Raw genomic sequence first — 16,590 nt, forward strand, 5'->3', positions numbered from 1 at the left:
AGCAATGGCAGAAACTGCTGAAGCGCTACCTCAGCGGCCGCCAGAACCTGCGCCGCGCCTTTGTGCTGATCGACAGCCGCCATGGGGTAAAGGCAGTGGACGCAGAGATCATGAAGCTGCTGGACAGCTCTGCCGTCACCTTCCAATGCGTCATGACCAAGGCCGACAAGGTCAAGGAAAAGGACCGCGCCAAGGTGCTGGAGCAGGTCAAGGGCGCGCTGGCCAAACACCCCGCCGCCTACCCTGAGATCGTGCTGACTTCCTCCGAGAAGGGCGACGGCATCGCCACCCTGCGCACGATCATCGCCGGGCTCTAAAACAATGCTGCGCCGCCTGCCCTCCATGCTGGTTGTGATTGCCCTGGCCGTGGCCGGGCTGATCCCGTCCGGCTGGATGCCGGCATCGGCGCAGGACGGCAAGGTGCTGCTGGTGATCTGCACCGGCACCGGCCCGGTGGAAACCTGGGTTGATCTGGACGGCGGGGTTGACCACGTCCCCACGGAGCAGATGGAGGACCGCAGCTGCCCCTTTGCCGCGCTTGCCGCGGTGGCGCTGCTGCCGGACCATCTGATCGATCTGGGTTTGAACGCCCCGCTGGAAGACCGCTGGTCGCGCGAGGCGTTCACCCATCACAGCGCCGGTTTCCACTGGCGCTATGACGCCCGCGGCCCGCCCGCGCTCTCCTGATTTTCTGAACAAACCTGAAAATTTTTGCCGGCGCCCTGCGCGCCCGGCCCTGTTCCGATATGGAGAGACCCAATGGCGACCAGCCAACCGCAATCCGCGGGCCAATCGCGCCCGCTGTCCGAGAAATTCTACTTCGCCGCCTGGCGCTGGCACTTCTATGCCGGCCTGTTTGTGGTGCCGTTCCTGATCATGCTGGCGGTGACCGGCCTGATGATGATGTTCATCACCCAGTTCGATGGCCGCGACGGCGAGACAATCACCGTTGCCCAAGGCCCTGCCGAGCTGAGCATCGCAGACCAATCCGCCGCCGTTCTGGCCGCCCAGCCCGGCACCATCGCCGAATGGATCGGCCCCAAGGCGCCGGATCTGGCCGCGGTGTTCCGTGTGAAAACCGATGACGGCCAGCGTCTGGTGGCACTGGACCAATACACTGGCGAGGTGATCAAGGTCTGGGACCGCCGCGCAGGCTGGTATGATCTGGCCGACAACATCCACTCCACCCTCTTGATCGGCGACACCGGCGACCGGCTGATCGAGATTGCCGCCGGCCTTGGCATCGTGCTGGTTCTGACCGGGCTCTACCTGTGGTGGCCGCGCGGCAATGCCGCCAGCGCCTTTATCCCGAACTTCCGCGCCCGCGGCCGCGCCCTGTGGAAGAACCTGCACGCGGTGACCGGCTTCTGGATGTCGGCGCTCTTGGTGGTGTTCCTGATCTCCGGCCTCTCGTGGACCGGAATCTGGGGCGCTCAGCTGGTGCAGGCCTGGAGCACCTTCCCGGCGGCGAAATGGGACAATGTGCCCCTGTCGGACGACATTCACGCCAGCATGAACCACGGGTCCACCAATGACGTGCCCTGGGCGCTGGAACAGACCCCGATGCCCGCTTCCGGGTCTGAGGCCGGGATCACCGGGGTGCCGCAAGGCCAGGCGGTGGACGCGGGCAGCGTTATCGCCCTGGGCCGCACGCTGGGGATGGAAGGCCGCTTCCGCCTCGCCTATCCCGGCGGCGAAAATGGCGTCTGGACCATCAACCGCGACAGCATGAGCGGCGACGGCGATGACCCGTTCCTCGACCGCACCATCCACGTGGACCAGTACAGCGGCAAGATCCTTGCCGATGTGAAATACCAGGACTACTCCCTGGCCGGCAAGGCGATGGCTGTCGGCATTCCCTTCCACATGGGTCTGATGGGCACCTGGAGCTTTGTGCTGAACGTGGTGTTCTGCCTGGCGGTGATCTTTGTCTGCGTCTCCGGCCTGGTGATGTGGATGAAGCGCCGCCCGGCCGGGGCCAGCCGCCTCGCCGCACCGCCGGAACCGGCCGGGATGCGGTTCTGGAAAGGCGCCGCGCTGATCGCCGTTCTGGTCTCGCTTGCCTTCCCGCTGACCGGTCTGGTGCTGCTGGCGGTGCTGGCGGTTGACGTGCTGCTGCTGGGCAATCTGCCGGTGCTGAAACGCGCGGTGAGCTGACCGCGCTCAGGGGCGCAGGCCTTAGACGTGCTGCGCCCCGTTCACCTCGATCTCGGTGCCGGAGATATAGGAGCTTTCCTGGGAGCACAGGAAATAGATCGCCGAGGCCACCTCCTCGGGCTGGCCCAGCCGCTGCATTGGCAGCTTTTCGACGATCTTGTCGGTGCCGGGCGACAGAATCGCGGTTTCCACCTCTCCCGGCGCAATCGCATTGACCCGCACCCCCATGGGGCCGAAATCATGCGCCATTTCCCGCGTCAGCGCCGCCAGTGCCGCCTTGGAGGTGGCATAGGCCGCCCCGGCAAAAGGATGCACCCGGCTGCCCGCAATCGAGGTCACATTGACCACCGATCCCTTGGCCGCCGCCAGCTCATCCTTCAGCCCGCGCGCCAGCACCACCGAGGCAAAGAAGTTCACATGGAACACCTTGCCCCAGTCCATCAGATCGGTGTCCAGCGTGCTCAGCCGCTCCCCCTCCGGCCCTTTCGGCGAAATCCCGGCATTGTTGACCAGCGCATCCAGCTTTCCGTCCAGCAGCTCCTGGATCTGGCCCACCGCGTTGATCGTGTCGGAAGGATCCGACAGGTCCAGCTGCACATGGTTTTCCCGGCCGCCGCCCCAGGGGCATTCCGCAGGGAACGGCTGCCGCGAACAGGTGATCACCCGCCACCCTTCGGCGTTGAAACGGCGCACCGTGGCATGGCCGATTCCGCGGCTGGCGCCGGTCAATAGCAGGGTCTTCTGACGCATCTGATGATCCTCACAGGAGATTTTCAGGCTGACCCTACCACCGGCACAGGCAACCGCAATGGCATCCTGCAGGCTGCGCCGCCCGGTTTGCCGCAGGCAATGCTTGGCAGCGGCCCCGGAACCGCCTAAACCCTTCGCTCAAAGGAATGATGACAGCGATGAAAACACAGACCATGAACCGCGACTGGATTGCCACTGCCGAGACCCTCTCAAGCGCCCTGCCCTATCTGCAGCGCTATGACGGGGCCATTGTTGTCATCAAGCTGGGCGGCCACGCCATGGGCAGCGACGAGGCGATGGAGACCTTTGCCCGCGACATCGTGCTGATGCGCCAGGTCGGGGTAAACCCGGTGATCGTCCACGGCGGCGGACCGATGATCAATGCGATGCTGGAAAAGCTGCAGATCCAGTCGGAGTTCGTGGGCGGCAAGCGGGTCACCGATGCCGCCACCATGGAAGTGGTGGAAATGGTGCTGTCCGGCGTCGTCAACAAACGCATCGTGCAGGCGATCAACCGCCAGGGCGGCCGGGCCGTCGGCCTGTCGGGCAAGGACGCCAATCTGATCACCTGCGATCAGGCCGACCCGGATCTGGGCTTTGTCGGCGCGCCCGCCGAAATGGACCCCAAGGTGCTGCACGGGCTGTTCGAACAGAACATGATCCCGGTGATCGCCCCGATCGGCGGCGGCCGCAATGGCGAGACCTACAATATCAACGGCGACACCGCCGCCGGCGCTATCGCCAAGGCGTTGACCGCCGACCGGCTCTTGCTGCTGACCGATGTGGCCGGCGTCAAGAACGCCGACGGCGACGTGGTGACCGAGCTGACGGCGGCCGATGTCGAGGAGATGACCGCCAGCGGCGTGATCGCGGGCGGCATGATCCCCAAGACCGAAACCGCGCTGGATGCAGTCCGGGGCGGCGTGCGCGCCTGCATCATCGTTGACGGGCGGGTGCAGAATTCGGTGCTGCTGGAGCTGTTCACCGACCACGGTGCGGGGTCGATGATCCGCGCCTGACACGGGCTCAAGAGGGTTTGAGGGGCGCTGCCCAGCCGTCATTTGCACAAAGCAAGCGCCGCTGCAGCCACTGACGGCTTGTATGAATTCGGGCCCGATCCTCCCGCGCACCCGGTCCGGCCGCCCTCGGACCCGGTGCGCAAGCCTGTTGCCGCCCGTCTTCTTCAGCAGATTTTCGCCGCCCCCATCGCGGGCCGGAGGCAGGACCGGCCAGCGGGTTGCCATCGGGCCTATGCGGGGGGTGGCGCCGTTGATAAAGCGCTTGTTTCCCGCATTGGCGAAGATCGGCGTCCGTTCCCGGCAGGATCCCAATCCCCCCAAGATGGCGAAGCGGTCCTTGACCTTTGGAGGCGCAGCAGGACCGCCGCAAGGCATGCTGCAGCTGCGCGCCACCGTCTTCTTCCTGCATGAAACCGCTTACGCGTATCTGCAGCGTCAGGAAAAGATGTGGCCCAATGCGCAACGCCGGAATAGGTTGTAATCCTGCAGCGGCGTAAGCCGCAGAGATCCGAATAGCCATGAACCGCGCCCACGCGATAATCTGTTGACCGCGAGAAGATGTGAAGGATCAGCGCGCTTCACTTGTTCTGCATCCGCGCAAGACGGGCCATTTCCAGCACGGCGCAGCAAGAATGGGACTGAGATGACCAGATCAAGCGATGACATCCCGACGGCAGAAATTGACCTTGACCGTGATCGTTTCATGCGCACGCTCATCCGCGAGCTGTCCGGGACGCTCGAAGACGTCGTCGGTCTCGAAGACGCTTCGGGGTTTATCAGTATCGTTGGCACGACGATCGGCGAAAGCATCGGTCAATCTTATCGCAATGCACTGTCTGTCGAAAAACTGTCCCGAGGCCAGGTAGCCGCGGTTCTGGTCGATTTGAAACGCCGGATCGAGGGTCAGTTCTACATCATTGAGGAGAACGACGACCGCATTGTGCTCGGCAATATGGCCTGTCCCTTCGGCGATAAGGTACTTGGCCGGCCCTCCATGTGCATGATGACGTCAAATGTCTTTGGCAGCATTGCCGCGGAAAACTTGGGATATGCAAAAGTCGAACTCCAGCGCACGATTGCGGCGGGTCATCGGGAGTGCCGGGTGGTGGTGCATCTGAAGCACGGCGCGGCGGCCGGAAGGGAGGACGGGCGTGAGTATTTTGGATCCCAAGGGTAGCATAGAAAGCGCGTTCGAGATGCTCCTGGCGTCCGACACCCGCGCATGTCTGCTCGTCAGTTCCGCAGGCATTGTCCGCGCGGCGAACCCGCCATTCAGACGGGCTTATCCCGATTTGGAACCCGGCAGCGATCTGGGAAATCTTAGCACCTCACCGGAAGCGGTCGCGAAATTTCTGTCCATGTGCGCGCGGACGCGGGGGCCTTTACCGGGCAAAATCACCATGAAGACCGAGGCCGGAGGATCCTTGGACTGGAGCTGCCATGGCGGCGCCGCCGGTCCGGGGACAGATGGCGGTGCGCTTGTCATCCTGCGGCTTCAGCCTGCTGAACTGGGAAAATCCGCTTTCGAGCAGCTCAACCAGAAAATCAGGACGCTGAAAACGGAAATCGAATGGCGGAACCGCGCCGAGCAGGCCCGCGCCCATCTTGCGGCAATCGTGTCCTCCTCGACGGATGCGATCTACAGCAAGGATTTGGCGGACAATGTGACCAGCTGGAACGACGGCGCTGAAAACATGTTCGGTTACAGCGCCCCAGAGATCGTCGGCCAGACTGCGCTGTGCCTGGTGCCGGAGGAAAAGCGCGACGAAGAGGCGATGTTCGTGCGCCGGGTCGGATCAGGGGAAACCTTGCGAGCCGTCGAAACCTTGCGGCAGTGCAAGGATGGACGCCTGCTGCCAGTATCGGTCACGCCGTCACCGATCCGGAACGAGGCGGGCGAGATTGTCGGAATTTCCAAGATCGTGCGCGATATCTCGGTCCGCAAGAAGGTGGAGCAGTCGTTGCTGGCTGCAAATGCCAGCCTGGCACAATTGGTCAACGAGTCGCCTTTCGGCATCTTTGCTGTCGATGCGGATTTCCGGATCGCTCAGGTCAGCGTCGGGGCGCAGAAAGTGTTCGAGAACGTCCGCCCCCTGATCGGGCGCGATTTCGCCGAAGCCCTGCGGATTATCTGGCCCGAACCGGCGGCCAGCGACTTCATCGCCCATTTCCGCCACACGCTTGCGACAGGCGAAGCGTATCATGCGCCGGACACGGTGGAGAACCGGCGTGATATCGATCAAGTGGAGGCATATGATTGGAAGATCGAACGTTTGACATTGCCCGACGGCCGCCCCGGTATCGTCTGTCATTTCTACGACCTTTCGGAACGTCAGCACTTCGAAGCCGCGCTGCGCGAAAGCGAGCAGCGGTTTCGCGGGACCTTTGACAACGCGTCGGTCGGGATTGCCCACGTCGGACTGGACGGCACCTGGCTGGAGTTCAATGATCGTCTGTGTGAAATGTCGGGATACAGCCGCGCCGATCTGGCGCACCGCAGGCTGGATCAACTGCTGCACCCCGAGGACCGCCCGGCGGACCCCGGGAAAGTCGATAGCCTCCTGTCCGGGGCCATTGCCAACCTGCAATACGAAGCGCGGCATCTCTGCGCAGACGGCAGTGGCGCGTGGTGGGATGTAAGCGTTGCATTGCAACGCAACGGCGAAGGCGAAGGCGAACCGGCGTATTTGATTTACGTGATCCGGGATATCAGCGATCGCAAGGCGGCGCAGGAACACCAGAACATTCTGATGCATGAATTGTCGCATCGCTCCAAGAACCAGCTTGCTGTGGTCGGTGCCATCGCGCGGCAAACGGCGAGAACAGCCGGATCAATGCAGGATTTCCGGACCCTGCTCGAGCAACGCCTGAACGGTCTTGCGGTCTCCATCGATTTGCTGGTCAGACAGAGTTGGACCGGCGCCTCTCTCAGAGATTTGGTCGACAAGCAGCTGGAAGCCTTCGCTGGCGGCGGCGAACGGCTCGAACGTGACGGCCCTGAGGTCGTGCTCAACAGCGGCGAGGCAGAAGTGATCGGCCTTGCAATGCACGAGTTATCGACGAACTGCGTCAAATACGGGGCCTGGTCGACCCCGCAAGGCAAGGTCCATGTCGAATGGGGATTTGAAACGCATGACGCGAACAAGGTCCTGCGCCTGAGCTGGACCGAGCACGGCGGACCACCTGTCAGCGCGCCGGAAAAAACAGGCTTTGGCCAGACGGTTATCAAAAGCTTCGTGTCACAAAAACTCGGCGCAAATGTTGACTTGGCATATGCAAAGGACGGTTTGCAGTGGACGGTGATGCTCCCGTTTGATCGCTGACCGCGCATCAGCCTCTCTGACTGTTTCAACCGGCGGTGCTGTCTTTGCGGAACCAACTGACCGGATAAACCGTTGATACCCCACAGTCTATGCTTCATCAGGGCTCGCCGGACAAATGGATCTTGAAAATCAACTCGTCTTGATCGTGGAGGATGACTTCCTGATCGCGATGGATTTGGCAGAAACGGTCCGTGAGGCGGGGGCAGAGGTTGCTGGACCGGCGGCATCGGTGAACGAAGCGTTGGATCTTCTGAGCAGCCGCCGGATTACAGTTGCAGTTCTTGACGTCAACCTGGGTAAGGAGCAGTCGCTCGCCGTTGCAGAAAGACTGACCGGTGATCAGATCCCCTTTGTATATCACACTGGCCGGAAATCCCTGCTGGGCACCTCCAGCTGGCCAGAAGCACCGGTCATCAGCAAGCCCGCAATCCCATCAGTATTTGTTGCAATGATCGCGGACGCGGCGGCAAAGCGATCAGATCGGCTATGAAATTCCTGCCCTTGGTTGACGGATTTACACTGACTGACCGCCCAGGAGCCAACAGATCGACGCTTGGACAGCGTTGTCCGTTTCCCTGAAGGTTTTCCAATGCGGGCCGCGGCGCACCGCCGGCCATCACGCGGTGGCAGCCCGCAGCCGCCCCGGTCCCCCCCCGCCGCCGCAGGCTGCCTTAGCTTCCTGGCGCTTTATACGCCTTGGCGATGCTGCCGGCTTTCTTCTGCATGGCGGTAAATTCGTCCGAGGTGAACGCCCGCACGGTTTTCAGATTGCTGACGGCCCCGCTGGCGCCCGTCGCAAGCAAACCGGCGAGCAGGCTGGACGCGTCATCAATTGTCACCTGGATCGCAAAATCACTGTCGCCGGTGGTCAGATAGTAGCTTTCCAATGCGCCGCCTGCCGCTTCGACAATTGCGCGGGCCGCCGCCTCGCGGTCACTGGGGCTTTCAATCATCGCGTTCATGGCAGAGGACGTGTAGCAGCCGGTCACGATATATCTTGGCATTCTGGCTCTCCCTGGGGCGAAACCTGCAAGCCGCCCATAGGCCCGATGCCGCACAGTCCGGCCCGCATCCCCCCGGGGACGGATCATAGCACAGTCCGGCGTTCCGGCATATCAGCGCGCGGCCGGCAGCAGGGCTTGCTTTGTGTCTGTACATGCGCATTGCTGCATATGTGGATCATCAGGGCCGCCTCCGCCTTGCTGTCTTCCTGGCCCGGCCCGGCCGGGCTGGAACGGACCCCGCCGCGGCCGTTCCGCCGCTTCTGACCGCGCCGGCGGGAAGGCGCCGGCAGGACAGGACGGGACGTTTTTGCGCTCTGGCAAACGGGCTTACGCTGTTAGTCTCGCGCCAAGCCCCCTGACCGGATGCCGCATGTGCCCTTGACCGACCTGCCAGACCACCGCGCCCAAGCCGCGCCGTCCTATCCCGAGATCGACGCCGCCGCCCGGCAGGCCGGGCTGGCGGTCTGCGGCGCTCTGCATCCAGCCCGGCAGCCCGTCAAGGCGCTGGCCGGCGGCACATTGGTCCTGCTCGGCACCGCCGGGGCGTTCTGGCCCGTCTTCAAGACCAGCCCGGAACACAAGGACGGCGCCCCGCACCCGGTCGACCGCTGGTCTGAGCGGGTGGTCGGCGCCTTGGCGGAGGATTTGGGCGGCAAGGCCCATTTTCCCTTTGGCGGGCCGCCCTACACGCCGTTTGTCAACTGGGCGCTGGCCTCGGGGCGGTTTTTCACATCACCGTCACAGATGATGGTGCATGATCTCGCTGGAATGCTGATATCCTTGCGGGGGGCCCTTCATTTCGAACAGGAAATTGACATCCCCCCTCCGCCTTTGGCAGAATCCCCCTGCCGCAGCTGCCCCTTCCGCCCCTGTCTCAGCGCCTGCCCCGCCGGCGCATTGGCAGACGGCGGCCCCTACAATCTGGCGGCCTGCCACGACTATCTCGACACCCCAGACGGCGGCGGCTGCATGACTGGCGGCTGTCTTGCCCGCCGGGCCTGCCCGCTTAGCCGCAACGCCGGCCGGGACCCGCAACAAACCGCGCACCACATGAGGCATTTTCACCCCCGATGACCTGCACCCTGATCCTGACCCGCCATGCCAAATCCGCCTGGGACACCAATGTTCCCAGCGACCACGCCCGTCCGCTGAACAAACGCGGGCGCCGGTCTGCCCCGGCCATAGCCGCCTGGCTGCGCGAGAACGGGCATGTGCCGGATCAGGTGATCTCATCCTCCGCGCAGCGCACCCGCGAGACCTGCGAGCTGATGGATCTGGGGGTGCCTGCGCAGTTCACAGAACGGCTGTATCAAGCCAATTCGGAAATCATCTTCAAGGTGCTGAGCGAGGCCAGCCAGCCGCGCGTCATGCTGATCGGCCACAATCCCGGCATCGCTGCCTTTGCCCATTCCATTGTCTCCAGCCCGCCGGACCATGCGCGGTTTGACGACTACCCGACCGGCGCGACGCTGGTGGCGGAATTTGCGATCAGCAGCTGGCGCGAGCTGAGCTGGAGCAGCGGCAAACCGATCGATTTTGCGGTGCCGCGGGAATTGCTGGGGGAGTGAGCTTGCGGGGCCTGCGCGCGCAGGCTAGTCTGCCCGCACAAAACCAGGAGATTTTATGTCCCGTTGAATTACAGCGCCGCGGCGCCGTATGCACTGACCAAAACGCGAACGCCAGCCCTTCACGCTGACGGCGTGATGGCTGTTGCTTGACAAAACAGGACACTTGCTGCCGAAAGCGCAGCGCAACCTGGGAAACCCCTGACAATGATCAGACCCTATGAGGCTTCCGACAAGGAAGCCGTTCTTTCCATCTGGCGGGACGCCAATGCCCTCGCCCATCCGTTTCTGAGCCCGGAACGGGTGATTCAGGCCGAGACCATGATCCGCGACACCTTTCTGGACATGGCAGAGACCTGGATCAGCGCGCCGGCAGGCACGCCTGCGGGATTCATCTCGCTGCTCGGCGAAGAGGTCGGCGGCCTGTTCATCCTGCCCGCCTGGCAGGGCCGCGGGCTTGGCCGTCTGCTGCTGGACACGGCCTGCGCCTCACGCCCGCGGCTGGAACTTGACGTCTTTGCTGCAAACACGCGCGCGCAGCGGTTCTACCGCCGGTATGGCTTCACAGAAGCCCGCCGCCAGGTGAACCCGTTTTTCGGCCATGCGGAAATCCGCATGACCCTGGACCCGCGCTAGGCAATGCAGGGGGCCGGGCACTGCCCCGGCCCCCTGCGGCACCCGGCCGCATCCCGCGCGGGAGGGATCTGGCATGTCCGCCCCCGCGGGCCTAGATCTTGCCGCGGATCAATGTTTTTCAGGATTGGAAACCGCCATGCACCGCCGTTCCCTGCTGCTCGCCGCAGCTGCCCTGCCGCTTGCCCAGCTGCCTGCCATAGCCGCGGCACAGGAGACCATCCGGATCATGAAATCGCCCAGCTGCGGCTGCTGCACCGCCTGGGCGGACCGGCTGGCCGCCGCCGGAATGGAAACCGAGGTGCGGGAGGTTCCCGATGACCAGCTGTGGCAGATGAAGGAGCAGCTGGGCATCACCCGCGAGCTGGCCTCCTGCCACACCGCGCTGGCCGGCGCCTATGTGATCGAGGGCCATGTGCCGGCCGCCGACATCCGGCGGCTTCTGGCGGAGCGCCCTGCGGCGCTGGGGCTGACGGTGCCGGGAATGCCGATCGGCTCGCCGGGAATGGAAATGGGCGATGAGCGCGAGCCGTTCGACACGCTGCTGATCACGGCGGACGGCCGCACCGAAGTCTTTGCCAGCCACCGGTAAACAAAAAGGCCGGGCGCTGTGCCCGGCCTTTCCGATTTGCACTGCCGCCCGGCTCAGTGGCCGAGGATCTGGCTGAGGAACAGCTTGGTGCGGTCGCTCTTGGGGTTGTTGAAGAACTCCTCGGGCTCGTTCTGCTCGACGATCTGGCCCGCGTCCATAAAGATCACCCGGTTCGCCACCTGCCGGGCAAAGCCCATCTCGTGGGTGACGCAGAGCATGGTCATGCCTTCCTCGGCAAGCTCGATCATGGTGTCGAGCACCTCCTTGATCATCTCCGGGTCCAGCGCCGAAGTCGGCTCGTCGAACAGCATGATGCGCGGCATCATGCACAGGCTGCGGGCAATCGCCACCCGCTGCTGCTGGCCGCCCGACAGCTGGCCGGGGTATTTGTCCGCCTGCTCGGGGATCTTCACCTTTTCCAGGAAGTGCATCGCCCGTTCTTCGGCTTCCTTCTTGGGCGTCTTGCGGACCCAGATCGGCGCCAGCGTGCAGTTCTCAAGGATCGACAGATGCGGGAACAGGTTGAAGTGCTGGAACACCATTCCCACTTCCGAGCGGATCTTGTCGATGTTCTTGAGGTCGTTGGACAAGACGGTGCCATCGACCTCAATCCTGCCCTGCTGATGCTCTTCCAGGGCATTCAGACAGCGGATCAGGGTGGATTTCCCCGACCCCGACGGGCCGGCAATGACGATGCGCTCGCCCTGGTTCACCGTCAGGTTGATATCGCGCAGCACGTGGAAAGATCCGTACCACTTGTTCATATTGGAGATTTCGATGGCGACCTTGTCGCTCACCTGCATCTTGGAACGGTCGATTTGACGGTCGGTCATAAGTTCAGACATATGTTGAACTCCTTAACGGTGGCCAGTCTGAAGCTTGCGCTCCAGGTACATGGAATAGCGGGACATGGAGAAGCAGAAGACGAAGAACAACAGGGCGATAAAGCCGTAAAGTTCCCAGACAATGCCGTTCCAATTGGCGTCCGCGCGGATGGCGTTCGACAGGCCCAGCGGATCGAGAAGCCCGATGATCGAGACCAGCGTGGTGTCCTTGAAGACGCCGATGAAGGTCGAAACGATGCCGGGGATCGAGATCTTCAGCGCCTGCGGCATGATGATCAGCCGCTGCGCCTGCCAGTAGTCGAGACCGAGCGAATCCGCCCCCTCGTACTGGCCGCGGGGCAGCGCCGCCAGGCCGCCGCGGATCACTTCGGCCATATAGGCCGAGGCAAACAGCGTCACCATGATCAGCACCCGCAGGATGATGTCGAAGTTGGTGCCGGGCGGCATGAAGATGTTCAGCAGCGTCGACGCCACGAACAGCAGGGTGATCAGCGGCACCCCGCGGATGAACTCGATGAAGCCGACGCAGATGTATTTGACGATCATCAGGTCCGACTGGCGGCCCAGCGCCAGCACGATGCCGATCGGCAGCGAGCAGGCAATCGCCACCACGCCGATGGTCACCGACAGCATGAAGCCGCCGAACTTGCGGCTTTCCACCGCCTCGATGCCAATCGGCAGGATCGTATCCAGCGCGCCCGATACCGGCGCCGCCAGCAGCATCCACCAGATCACAGCCGCCGCAACCCCCAGGATCATCCCCAGAAGTGGGCTCAGCGCTTGCGAGGCGAATTTGTAGACCAGCCCGCCGATGACAAACCCCGCCAGCGCGGCGACCGGCATCCAGATGGTGCCGCCCCACAACAGCCAGGGGAAGATGAACGGGTAAAGCAGCGAAAAGATCAGCAGTTTCGACGGCACCCTGTCCGAGAACAGCACCGGGGCCAGCGCCACGCCCAAAAGGACAAATGCGGCAACCGGGCGCCAATACAGATGGCTCGGGTAAAAGCCGAAGATCAGCTGGATCCAGCGCTCCTTGATCACCCCCCAGCAGGCGCCATGGGCATCGCCATGGCCCGCGGCCGCCAGCGTTTCGCGGCAGTTGGACAGCGAGGTGCCGTCCCAGGTCGGCGACAGGATCCAGGGCACGATGGCGGCCAGCACAAAGTAGATCGCCGCCAGCGAGGCAATGGTCAGAATCGCGTTGAACCAGCTGGAGAACAGATTATGGCGCGCCCAGCCGATGACCCCGACCTCAGAGGCCGGCGGCGCCTGTTCCGGAAGCATGGTGTCGCGGACAAAGGCGACGGTATGGGAATGGGTACCGCTCATCTCAGCGCTCCTTCAGCTTCACGGCTTCGTTGTACCAGTTCATGACCCCGGAAATGGTCAGCGAGATCGCCAGGTACACCAGCATCAGCAAGAGAACGCATTCCAGCTCGCGCCCCGTCTGGTTCATGGTGATGCCGCCCAGGGTGCCGGTGATGTCCATATAGCCCACCGCAATCGCCAGCGACGAGTTCTTGGTCAGGTTCAGATAGTTGGAGATCAGCGGCGGGATGATCACCCGCAGCGCCTGCGGCAGAACCACCAGCGACATGATCCTGTTGGAGCGCAAGCCCAATGCCTCGGCAGCTTCGGTCTGGCCCTTGGAGATCGCCATGATTCCGGCACGCACGATTTCCGCGATAAAGGCGGCCGTGTACAGCGACAGCGCCAGCCACAGCGCGATCAGCGAGTTGCGCAGATGGGTGCCGCCCTGGAAGTTGAAGCCCTTCAGCGCCGGGTATCCCAGGTGGAAACCCAGGGCGATCAGCAGCGCCAGCATCGGCAGCACGATGATGCCGGTGCGGATATGCCAGGTTTTCGGCCGGTCGCCGGTGGCTTCCTGAATGCGGTTGGCGCGCAGCGTCACCCGGTGGGCGCCCCACAGGCTGAGGCCCAGCACCAGCAGAACCGCAACCAGGTCCAGGCTGACGTCAAACCGCAGCGAGCCCTCGCCGAACACATGAACGTCGCCCAGCGTGCGCGAGAACAGCGGCTCGGGGATGTAGACACCGCGGTTGGTCACGGCAACGCTGTCAGCCAGGCTCATCGTGGCTTCGGGATTTTCGCCCCGGAACGCCCGTGGCGCCGGCAGGGTTTCGATCAGGATCGCCATCACAAAGACGATCCACAGCAGCACCGGCACGTTGCGGAACAGCTCGACGTAGATCGTCATAAGACGCGCCACCAGCCAGTTCGAGGACAGCCGCAGAACACCGATGATCACACCCAGAATGGTGGCGGTGATGCAGCCGAGGACGGCAACCACCAGCGTGTTCAGAAGCCCCATCAGCGCGGCCCGCAGATGGCTGTCGCGCGAGGTGTACTCCAGCAGGCGCTGGTTGATGTCATAGCCGGCCGACTCGGTGAAGAACCCAAAGTCGATGGCCTTGTCCTGCGCGGCCAGGTTGCTCAGCGTGTTGTTGATCAGCCAGGCGGCCAGCAGCATGAACCCGAACATCGCGATGACCTGGATGGTCGCCGACCGGTAGCGGGTGTCGTAAAGAAGCATCGACAGCCGGAACTGCTCCTTTGGAGGGTCAGTTAACGTTGACATATATTGTGATCCCCTGTCTCCGGTGGTCTGTCCCGGCGGGGTTGTCCCCGCTCCGCAGCGGTCCGGAGGTTGTTATTTGATAGGAAAAGGGCGCAGGAATGTCCTGCGCCCCTCCCGGTGGTGTGGTTAGCGGAACGGCGGTGCGTACAGCAGGCCGCCTTCGGTCCACTGTGCGTTCAGGCCGCGGGCCAGGCCGACCGGAGTGTCCTCGCCGATGTTCTTGGCAAAGATCTCACCGTAGTTGCCCTGCGAAGCGACCGCATTCTGGGCCCAGGCGGCGTCCAGGCCGAGCATCTCGCCCAGGGTGCCTTCGCTGCCCAGCAGACGGTTGATTTCCGGGTTCTCGGTGCCGGCGGACATTTCGCTCAGATTGGCCGAGGTGATGCCCAGCTCTTCAGCCGCGATCAGCGCGTTCAGGGTCCAGCGGACCACATCGCCCCATTCGTTGTCGCCGTGGCGGACCAGCGGGCCCAGCGGCTCTTTGGAGATGATTTCCGGCAGCAGCACATGCGCGCCCGGATCATCAAAGGTGGCACGGGTCGCCGCCAGGCCGGAGGCGTCGGTGGTGTAAACGTCGCAGGCACCGGCCAGGTACTGCTGCTGCGCTTCGGCATTGGTTTCGATCGGAACCGGCTCGTAGGAGATGTTGTTGGACCGGAAGAAGTCCGCCAGGTTCAGCTCGGTTGTGGTGCCGGTCTGGATACAGACTGTGGCGCCGTCCAACTCCTTGGCCGAGGACACGCCCAGCTCTTTCGGGACCATGAAGCCCTGGCCGTCATAATAGTTGACGCCGACGAATTCGAACTTCAGGTCGACATCGCGGCTGAAGGTCCAGGTGGTGTTGCGGGCCAGCATGTCGATCTCGCCGGAGGCCAGCGCGGTGAAGCGGGTTTTGCCGGTGGTCGGCACGAATTCAACGGCTTTCGAGTCGCCCAGAACGGCTGCAGCCACAGCCCGGCACACGGCAACGTCGAACCCTTCCCATTCCCCGTTCGCATTCGGAGCCGCAAAGCCGACCAGGCCGACGGTAACGCCGCAGTTCAGCTTGCCGCGCGCCTTCACATCGTCCAGTGTTCCGGCGGATGCTGCACCCGCCGCAAGACCGGCAAAAGCCATTGCGCCCAAAATTACGGATTTTTTCATATTTACCTCTTCCTGATAGCCCGCCATTCAGCGGCATAGTCCGCCATTCAGCGGTTCTTATTGACCAGCGATCCCCCGCCGGAATTGAGACTGAAGAAGGGTTTAGCCCTTTTTCGCGCTTAAGTGTGGGCGCATTCATCAACAAACGTCAAGGGTGGGATCAGGAATTTCGATTTGCGGCATCCGCACAGAATTGCCCGTGAGTAAATTTATTTACGTCACACGGGTCAATTCGGTAATTTTCGGTTCTTTCAGGAGAAATCGTAGAACCGCTTGGCGTGCAGGAATTCCTGCCGCTTCACTTCCGCCGCAGCCTGGGCATCCTCGTCGGCTCCCCACTGCTCTTCCTGCCAGCGCTCGTCCAGGCGCGACAGCAGCCACAGCTCATCGGCGCTGCGCCAGCCCTGCGCGGTGGCAAAGCCCAGGATCAAAGAGCCGGAAATCCCTACCAAATCATGGAAAGCCGCCAGCTGGAACGCTGTCAACGCATGCACCTGTTCCGCCAGCGCGGCCAGCGCCGCGGCCTGCTGCGGCTGATGCAGAATACCGGTGCGCGGCTGCAGCCGCACGCCCAGCGCCTCCGCCGCCCAGTCCAGCGCCGGGTCCCATTCCTGCGCTTGACGCAACGTCAACTCAACCGGCGCGTCGGCGCGGTAGCACAACAGGTCGGAATCGCCGTATTCGGCCAGCATGGCGGCCACTTCGCTGTGCTGATGTGTCACCTTGTCAATCGCAGCGTTGGCAGAACGGGTGCAGGGCATGGTTCCGGGATCAACTGATTCGGTCTGCGCATCCCATTCTGCAGCAATGGCGTCGCCCATGGCCCGGGTCGGCACCGCCAGCGGCGCCTTGGCCGGCGTTTTCACCCGGCGCCCGTCCAGCTCCACCGCAAACCCGTCTTCGGTCTGCACAACCGAAACCTCTTTCCAGAACCGCTTCTGTGCCCAGCCGCTCATC

General features: G+C 63.2%; 19 protein-coding genes. 11 read left to right on the forward strand and 8 right to left on the reverse strand.

Annotated elements, in window-relative coordinates; genetic code table 11:
- The 3 genes from VOI29_RS01955 to VOI29_RS01965 all read left to right on the forward strand — a co-directional run.
- On the forward strand, positions 1-317 hold a 317-nt coding region (locus tag VOI29_RS01955; RefSeq protein ID WP_323775775.1), incomplete at its 5' end, for a GTP-binding protein.
- A gap of 4 nt (positions 318-321) precedes the next feature.
- Positions 322-687, forward strand: a complete 366-nt coding sequence (locus tag VOI29_RS01960; protein ID WP_323775776.1) for a DUF2946 family protein — start codon at positions 322-324, stop codon at positions 685-687.
- 72 nt (positions 688-759) lie between these two features.
- On the forward strand, positions 760-2,157 hold the full coding sequence (locus VOI29_RS01965) for a PepSY domain-containing protein (RefSeq protein ID WP_323775777.1): 1,398 nt from the start codon (positions 760-762) through the stop codon (positions 2,155-2,157).
- A 21-nt stretch (positions 2,158-2,178) separates the two neighbouring features.
- Here VOI29_RS01965 and VOI29_RS01970 read toward each other — a convergent pair whose 3' ends face one another.
- Positions 2,179-2,907: an SDR family oxidoreductase gene (locus tag VOI29_RS01970; protein ID WP_323775778.1), complete on the reverse strand. Its 729-nt coding sequence runs from the start codon at positions 2,905-2,907 to the stop codon at positions 2,179-2,181.
- A gap of 158 nt (positions 2,908-3,065) precedes the next feature.
- Here VOI29_RS01970 and argB point away from each other — a divergent pair, with 158 nt between their 5' ends.
- A complete protein-coding gene (gene argB / locus VOI29_RS01975; protein WP_323775779.1) occupies positions 3,066-3,926 on the forward strand; it encodes an acetylglutamate kinase in 861 nt (286 codons plus the stop codon).
- Between the two features lie 643 nt (positions 3,927-4,569).
- Positions 4,570-5,103 (forward strand): methanogen output domain 1-containing protein, encoded by a 534-nt coding sequence (locus VOI29_RS01980; protein WP_323775780.1) that lies wholly within the window; start codon positions 4,570-4,572, stop codon positions 5,101-5,103.
- A 205-nt stretch (positions 5,104-5,308) separates the two neighbouring features.
- Here VOI29_RS01980 and VOI29_RS01985 read toward each other — a convergent pair whose 3' ends face one another.
- Complete coding sequence (locus VOI29_RS01985) at positions 5,309-5,530, reverse strand: hypothetical protein (RefSeq protein ID WP_323775812.1); 222 nt, start codon at positions 5,528-5,530, stop codon at positions 5,309-5,311.
- 12 nt (positions 5,531-5,542) lie between these two features.
- On the opposite strand from VOI29_RS01985, the gene VOI29_RS01990 reads away from it, so the two are divergent.
- Together VOI29_RS01990 and VOI29_RS01995 are read left to right on the forward strand one after the other, a co-directional pair.
- Complete coding sequence (locus VOI29_RS01990; RefSeq protein ID WP_323775810.1) at positions 5,543-7,249, forward strand: PAS domain S-box protein; 1,707 nt, start codon at positions 5,543-5,545, stop codon at positions 7,247-7,249.
- A gap of 115 nt (positions 7,250-7,364) precedes the next feature.
- A complete protein-coding gene (locus VOI29_RS01995) occupies positions 7,365-7,739 on the forward strand; it encodes a response regulator (protein ID WP_323775781.1) in 375 nt (124 codons plus the stop codon).
- 181 nt (positions 7,740-7,920) lie between these two features.
- On the opposite strand, the gene VOI29_RS02000 is transcribed toward VOI29_RS01995, so the two are convergent.
- The gene (locus tag VOI29_RS02000; RefSeq protein ID WP_323775782.1) at positions 7,921-8,253 is read right to left on the reverse strand and encodes a GYD domain-containing protein; all 333 of its coding nucleotides are present in this window, start codon (positions 8,251-8,253) and stop codon (positions 7,921-7,923) included.
- Between the two features lie 363 nt (positions 8,254-8,616).
- Here VOI29_RS02000 and VOI29_RS02005 point away from each other — a divergent pair, with 363 nt between their 5' ends.
- From VOI29_RS02005 to VOI29_RS02020, 4 genes are all read left to right on the forward strand, one after another.
- Positions 8,617-9,327: a ferredoxin gene (locus tag VOI29_RS02005; RefSeq protein ID WP_323775783.1), complete on the forward strand. Its 711-nt coding sequence runs from the start codon at positions 8,617-8,619 to the stop codon at positions 9,325-9,327.
- Entirely contained in the window at positions 9,324-9,821 is a 498-nt protein-coding gene (locus tag VOI29_RS02010; protein ID WP_323775784.1) for a SixA phosphatase family protein, read from the forward strand. Before VOI29_RS02005 ends, VOI29_RS02010 begins: the two co-directional genes overlap by 4 nt.
- Before the next feature lie 204 nt (positions 9,822-10,025).
- Positions 10,026-10,454 carry a GNAT family N-acetyltransferase gene (locus tag VOI29_RS02015; RefSeq protein ID WP_323775785.1) on the forward strand — a complete coding sequence of 143 codons (429 nt, stop codon included), beginning with the start codon at positions 10,026-10,028 and terminating at the stop codon, positions 10,452-10,454.
- A 136-nt stretch (positions 10,455-10,590) separates the two neighbouring features.
- On the forward strand, positions 10,591-11,043 hold the full coding sequence (locus VOI29_RS02020; protein WP_323775786.1) for a DUF411 domain-containing protein: 453 nt from the start codon (positions 10,591-10,593) through the stop codon (positions 11,041-11,043).
- 53 nt (positions 11,044-11,096) lie between these two features.
- On the opposite strand, the gene VOI29_RS02025 is transcribed toward VOI29_RS02020, so the two are convergent.
- From VOI29_RS02025 to VOI29_RS02045, 5 genes are all read right to left on the reverse strand, one after another.
- Positions 11,097-11,888: an amino acid ABC transporter ATP-binding protein gene (locus tag VOI29_RS02025; RefSeq protein WP_323775787.1), complete on the reverse strand. Its 792-nt coding sequence runs from the start codon at positions 11,886-11,888 to the stop codon at positions 11,097-11,099.
- A gap of 12 nt (positions 11,889-11,900) precedes the next feature.
- The gene (locus tag VOI29_RS02030; RefSeq protein ID WP_323775788.1) at positions 11,901-13,220 is read right to left on the reverse strand and encodes an amino acid ABC transporter permease; all 1,320 of its coding nucleotides are present in this window, start codon (positions 13,218-13,220) and stop codon (positions 11,901-11,903) included.
- Between the two features lies 1 nt (position 13,221).
- Entirely contained in the window at positions 13,222-14,490 is a 1,269-nt protein-coding gene (locus VOI29_RS02035; protein WP_323775789.1) for an ABC transporter permease subunit, read from the reverse strand.
- 126 nt (positions 14,491-14,616) lie between these two features.
- Positions 14,617-15,633: an amino acid ABC transporter substrate-binding protein gene (locus VOI29_RS02040; RefSeq protein ID WP_323775790.1), complete on the reverse strand. Its 1,017-nt coding sequence runs from the start codon at positions 15,631-15,633 to the stop codon at positions 14,617-14,619.
- A 251-nt stretch (positions 15,634-15,884) separates the two neighbouring features.
- A complete protein-coding gene (locus VOI29_RS02045) occupies positions 15,885-16,589 on the reverse strand; it encodes an ATP12 family chaperone protein (RefSeq protein ID WP_323775791.1) in 705 nt (234 codons plus the stop codon).
- Position 16,590: the final 1 nt, after the last annotated feature.

Origin of the sequence: Leisingera sp. (assembly GCF_034669605.1) — a bacterium.
Classification (GTDB): Bacteria; Pseudomonadota; Alphaproteobacteria; order Rhodobacterales; family Rhodobacteraceae; genus Leisingera.

Bases quoted from the DNA above. Each gene is read 5' to 3' on its own strand.
- VOI29_RS01960 (WP_323775776.1), top strand. From the start codon at position 322: ATGCTGCGCCGCCTGCCCTCCATGCTGGTTGTGATTGCCCTGGCCGTG.
- VOI29_RS01965 (WP_323775777.1), top strand. From the start codon at position 760: ATGGCGACCAGCCAACCGCAATCCGCGGGCCAATCGCGCCCGCTGTCC.
- VOI29_RS01970 (WP_323775778.1), bottom strand. From the start codon at position 2,907: ATGCGTCAGAAGACCCTGCTATTGACCGGCGCCAGCCGCGGAATCGGC.
- argB (WP_323775779.1), top strand. From the start codon at position 3,066: ATGAAAACACAGACCATGAACCGCGACTGGATTGCCACTGCCGAGACC.
- VOI29_RS01980 (WP_323775780.1), top strand. From the start codon at position 4,570: ATGACCAGATCAAGCGATGACATCCCGACGGCAGAAATTGACCTTGAC.
- VOI29_RS01985 (WP_323775812.1), bottom strand. From the start codon at position 5,530: ATGGGCGCGGGCCTGCTCGGCGCGGTTCCGCCATTCGATTTCCGTTTT.
- VOI29_RS01995 (WP_323775781.1), top strand. From the start codon at position 7,365: ATGGATCTTGAAAATCAACTCGTCTTGATCGTGGAGGATGACTTCCTG.
- VOI29_RS02000 (WP_323775782.1), bottom strand. From the start codon at position 8,253: ATGCCAAGATATATCGTGACCGGCTGCTACACGTCCTCTGCCATGAAC.
- VOI29_RS02005 (WP_323775783.1), top strand. From the start codon at position 8,617: ATGCCGCATGTGCCCTTGACCGACCTGCCAGACCACCGCGCCCAAGCC.
- VOI29_RS02010 (WP_323775784.1), top strand. From the start codon at position 9,324: ATGACCTGCACCCTGATCCTGACCCGCCATGCCAAATCCGCCTGGGAC.
- VOI29_RS02015 (WP_323775785.1), top strand. From the start codon at position 10,026: ATGATCAGACCCTATGAGGCTTCCGACAAGGAAGCCGTTCTTTCCATC.
- VOI29_RS02020 (WP_323775786.1), top strand. From the start codon at position 10,591: ATGCACCGCCGTTCCCTGCTGCTCGCCGCAGCTGCCCTGCCGCTTGCC.
- VOI29_RS02025 (WP_323775787.1), bottom strand. From the start codon at position 11,888: ATGTCTGAACTTATGACCGACCGTCAAATCGACCGTTCCAAGATGCAG.
- VOI29_RS02030 (WP_323775788.1), bottom strand. From the start codon at position 13,220: ATGAGCGGTACCCATTCCCATACCGTCGCCTTTGTCCGCGACACCATG.
- VOI29_RS02035 (WP_323775789.1), bottom strand. From the start codon at position 14,490: ATGTCAACGTTAACTGACCCTCCAAAGGAGCAGTTCCGGCTGTCGATG.
- VOI29_RS02040 (WP_323775790.1), bottom strand. From the start codon at position 15,633: ATGAAAAAATCCGTAATTTTGGGCGCAATGGCTTTTGCCGGTCTTGCG.
- VOI29_RS02045 (WP_323775791.1), bottom strand. From the start codon at position 16,589: ATGAGCGGCTGGGCACAGAAGCGGTTCTGGAAAGAGGTTTCGGTTGTG.